Genomic DNA, 4,645 nt, shown 5'->3' on the forward strand with positions numbered 1-4,645 from the left:
CTATGAAAGTTCAAGGAAATAGGTATATTAATAATCCAGAGATGATAAAAAATAAGGTTGAGAAGAAAACAACTGTTCCTCAGAATATTATTTCGGAGGATGATGTGAAAATCAGTGATTCAGCAAGAAAGTTAGTTGAGACTGCTCGTAATAAGGTATCGGATTTTCATACAATGCATTTTTCATCTATTATGGGAGAGATAAGAGAGATACCAGCAGAATATAAATGTGAAAATTTATTCAAATTAGATTTGAAAGCAACTTCCATTTCTGGAGAACAAAGTGCGTTTGAAGGCTGTTCGGAAAATCAGTCAGAGGTTTTTGAAAAATGGCTGGACGAAAATGCTTCTGAATATTTGACAGAAGATGAAATGAAAGATTTAAAAGAGAAGATTAATGCAATGACAGCAGATGTAGATTCTTTGAATGCTCAGGAGGGATATAGAGGAACTTCTTATGAATCTGTATTTTTGTTAAGTGCAAGTGAAGCTGGGCTAAGGAAAGTAAATGAAATGTATGTTCCAGAGCAATTTCAAGCTGGTTTTTCAGACATGATTGACGAATATGTTCATTTTAATGATTCAGCACGTAATTCCATCATGGAGAGAATGACACCAGATTACATGGTTGTTGGAATTGGAAGCAAAACAGAATCTTATAAGTACAAGTCAGAAATAATCTCAGATGAGACAGCTTTTTATACAAATGAGAAGAAAGAGATAAGTGGTATCTGCAATCAGTTTTTAAATGGTAAAACAGATCAAAAATTATTTTGTAATGAGATGAAAGACCGTTTAAATGATTACTATGGAAGCAGGTATGAATTAAGGAATCAGCCAGAAGCTGTTGAAGGCAGAGTAAATAATATGCTGGACAAATTGCAGCATATGTTTGGCGTTTAATGTTGAAAAAGGGTTTGGAGACTAGCTATGAAGACAGTAACAGATGTAAACACAGTAAACCAGCAAATCAAAATGCCAATCCAAAATGTAAAGGGATCGGAGAATTAACCTTACTGGATTTTTTGGAACAGGCAGAGGGAAAAAATCAGAATCTTGCAGACAAGCAGATTGCACTGGCAGGAGGCGGAACATTAAAATTCACTATTTTAACATCAGGTGGTTATGGTGTTCAAATTCAGAGTCATGGCGTGAATGTATTGTTAAATACCGGTGCCGGCTGGGGATACGAAATGACTCCGGTAGAACTTACAAAAAAAGATGAATTCTATTCCATTTACTGGAAGGAATATAATGCCGTAAAGAATGGTATGAATTCTGCAATGTGAAAATAGACGCTGTTTCTGTTTGGATTGGAGGTTATATTATGAGAATACAAGCGGCAAATACATTTTATATAGGTACTTACTCTGTTTTGAATACGAAGTCATCATTTCCATATGCTGTGAAAGTTGAAGGTTACGGAAATACAAGAAACCAAAGGAGTTTATTTCAGTTTGCACATGTGACAATAACAGAACATATGGTAAATGCAAAATATGGTACAAAGATTACAAACGGTCCGAGAGTGCAGATGCAGACCGCAGGTAGTAAGAAAAAAGAAGATTGGACTGAGGTTTCCAAAGAACAGTTGGCAGAAGTAAAACTACCGGCATCATTTGATAAATTGAAAGAACAAAATTCTTATTTTTATCATGGAGAAAACATATCGGATTATGAACTAGTGCAAACTGCAGTAGCATTGGGGAAAATGGAATTACCAACAGATGAGAAAAAGTGTATCCTAGACAGAGTTGCAATGGATGCATTTGAAGTGCTTGTCAGAGACCAGGCGGCTCCAAAAAATTCATGGTCAAATACATTGTATTCGGAAGATGGAAAATATACCTTTACAAAGACTGAAAGCGGAAGATGGCAGATGCATTTGATTGATGATGCTGCCATAGGTGCATCTTTGGAAGATATAGCAAATTGGATGATGAGCGGCACGCCCAATAGAAATATTGAGACACGCTACCTAAATTATCTTCATACTGTTGATCCGGATTTATATAATGTGGCGATGCGAATAGGTTCCGAGGTTCGTTCTTATGGTTTTATGGAGGATTTACATCAGCAGGGAGTATTAAGTGATAGTCAAAATCAGTATGATATGAGTCTGTTGGGTATGTTATTCGGTAAAGATGCGGATAGTATGCGTATGATATTGAATGGGTGTAAGGAGTCTGGTAATTTTTTGGAATTATTGGATTTGTATAGCCCAGATGGAGCAAAATCGTTGGATAAGCTTCGGGAACAGCAATATAAGCACGGTGGAATTGTTTAATATAGCGAGTTTTATGACAGGATATGAAAAAGCAATTAATTCTCGAAGTATAAGAGTGTGAAACACTAATGTAGCAACGGAGGTAAAGACAAACAGCAAGGACAAAGTGCAGGAATATTATGAGAAACTGTGTAAAAAGTTCCCGGAGATTACTTTTAATACGGGTAGCAGTCTTATGAGTGGAAATGAAAATAAAGTGGTAATAAATCTTTCTAGCGAATGTCTAAAGAAAATGGCAAATGATCCGGAATTTGCCAAGAAAGTAGAGTTTAATTTAACTGGTGCAGTACCGGGACAGAATAGAATGTTTGCACAAGCCAAAGCTGATAATGCAGTGATACATGGTGTTACAACTGTAATAGATGCCGATGGGAATGCTTCTGTTACTTGCGGAGGTATGACAAGAACCAGTGGTTCAAAACAAAATTCAACTATATTGAATGCGGAAAAGAAACAAAAAGAAAGATTATTGAAAAAGCGTGAGGAAAGAAAAATCTCAGAAGAAAAGGCAGCTAAGAGACGGGCAGAGAAAAAAGCGCAGTTGGAGAAGCTGACAGAAGATGAAACGTTTACAATATCGGCTACTGGCACTGATGTAAAAAGTGTTACGCAGAACCTCTTAGCTGCGGTTTCTGGTACATCTGCGCCGACAGGGGCAAGTTTTGATATAAAGGCATAAGGAGAAATTGTTCATATTCCGCAAGGCGCATAAACCTTTGCTTTTGCGGACTGCCCGGACTTATTGCAAGGGGGCAGGGGCGGCAATATAAAAAATTGATGACAATGGAGGATTAGGAAATGGCTATTAATGGAGTCGGACATAATTATGATTATTTCGGAACGACTACAAATTATATACGGGGAAAAGCAACTGTTAGGGAAGCTTATGAGAAACTGTGTAAAAAGTTCCCGGAGATTACTTTTAATACGGGTAGCAGTCTTATGAGTGGAAATGAAAATAAAGTGGTAATAAATCTTTCTAGCGAATGTCTAAAGAAAATGGCAAATGATCCGGAATTTGCCAAGAAAGTAGAGTTTAATTTAACTGGTGCAGTACCGGGACAGAATAGAATGTTTGCACAAGCCAAAGCTGATAATGCAGTGATACATGGTGTTACAACTGTAATAGATGCCGATGGGAATGCTTCTGTTACTTGCGGAGGTATGACAAGAACCAGTGGTTCAAAACAAAATTCAACTATATTGAATGCGGAAAAGAAACAAAAAGAAAGATTATTGAAAAAGCGTGAGGAAAGAAAAATCTCAGAAGAAAAGGCAGCTAAGAGACGGGCAGAGAAAAAAGCGCAGTTGGAGAAGCTGACAGAAGATGAAACGTTTACAATATCGGCTACTGGCACTGATGTAAAAAGTGTTACGCAGAACCTCTTAGCTGCGGTTTCTGGTACATCTGCGCCGACAGGGGCAAGTTTTGATATAAAGGCATAAGGAGAAATTGTTCATATTCCGCAAGGCGCATAAACCTTTGCTTTTGCGGACTGCCCGGACTTATTGCAAGGGGACAGGGGCGGCAATATAAAAAATTGATGACAATGGAGAATTAGGAAATGGCTATTAATGGAGTCGGACATAATTATGATTATTTGGGAACGACTACAAATTATATACGGGGAGAAGCAACTGTTAGGGAAGCAATCTCAAAGATGGTGAAGCAGTCGGCAAATCTTTCTATTTCTGATGCAGGAAGAAATATGCTGCGGGAAATGGCAAGCAAATTTGAACCTGATTCGGATTATACCAATGTCAGGGAACTGACAATACAAAATACAAATGAGGTTGCTTGGGAACACTATACCGCAATGCGGGATATTAGCAGCCTAACATTAAAAGACAGGAATTATAATGTTGAAGATGTGATGAAATCTATAATGGATACATATGAAACCCGTTATAATGAAATCGTAAAAGAACATGAAAATGGAGATCGTGAAGTTTCCTACGAACTTACGGGGAAAAGGTCATTGACACTTGACGAAGATTTAGCCGGATTGGACGAAGCCTTTAAAATGCGTCTGGCAAATTTAGAAGGATATATTACCTGTCAACAAACCAATAAAGCATTTGAAAACGCAGACAGTTCATGGTATTTCCGTAGAAATAGCCCTCAAAATGAAGTAAAAACACAAGATAAGGCTCAAATGTTTGATACAAAATATCAGAAAACCGCAGTATCAATAATGGAGCAGGCTAAAGAGAAGTTTTTGGTAGCCTTTAAAAGTATAAATTACAAACAAGGAACAGCAACAAGCAAACTATCGGATATTATGAAAAAGTGCTGATAAAGGAGGATTAAAAATGGCTATTAGTGGAGTAGGACAGAGTTATTATCAGAACAATGTTG

Annotated in this window: 6 protein-coding genes; all 6 read left to right on the forward strand. The window is 37.3% G+C overall.

The window, feature by feature from the left end; translation table 11 throughout:
* Positions 1 to 902: hypothetical protein (locus WMO38_RS14810; protein WP_118111264.1), on the forward strand; the 902-nt coding region annotated here is incomplete at its 5' end.
* A gap of 2 nt (positions 903 to 904) precedes the next feature.
* Positions 905 to 1,288, forward strand: a complete 384-nt coding sequence (locus WMO38_RS14815) for a hypothetical protein (RefSeq protein WP_349163194.1) — start codon at positions 905 to 907, stop codon at positions 1,286 to 1,288.
* 38 nt (positions 1,289 to 1,326) lie between these two features.
* Positions 1,327 to 2,286 carry a hypothetical protein gene (locus tag WMO38_RS14820; protein ID WP_252970362.1) on the forward strand — a complete coding sequence of 320 codons (960 nt, stop codon included), beginning with the start codon at positions 1,327 to 1,329 and terminating at the stop codon, positions 2,284 to 2,286.
* A gap of 106 nt (positions 2,287 to 2,392) precedes the next feature.
* The gene (locus WMO38_RS14825) at positions 2,393 to 2,965 is read left to right on the forward strand and encodes a DUF6033 family protein (protein WP_055288251.1); all 573 of its coding nucleotides are present in this window, start codon (positions 2,393 to 2,395) and stop codon (positions 2,963 to 2,965) included.
* 119 nt (positions 2,966 to 3,084) lie between these two features.
* Complete coding sequence (locus tag WMO38_RS14830; RefSeq protein ID WP_349163195.1) at positions 3,085 to 3,732, forward strand: DUF6033 family protein; 648 nt, start codon at positions 3,085 to 3,087, stop codon at positions 3,730 to 3,732.
* Positions 3,733 to 3,851: 119 nt separating this feature from the next.
* Positions 3,852 to 4,583, forward strand: coding sequence for a hypothetical protein (locus WMO38_RS14835; RefSeq protein WP_119218609.1), 732 nt, complete (start codon positions 3,852 to 3,854; stop codon positions 4,581 to 4,583).
* The last annotated feature ends 62 nt before the right edge of the window (positions 4,584 to 4,645 follow it).

It is taken from the genome of Lachnospira hominis (ex Hitch et al. 2025) (genome assembly GCF_040096395.1).
Lineage (GTDB): Bacteria > Bacillota > Clostridia > Lachnospirales > Lachnospiraceae > Lachnospira > Lachnospira hominis.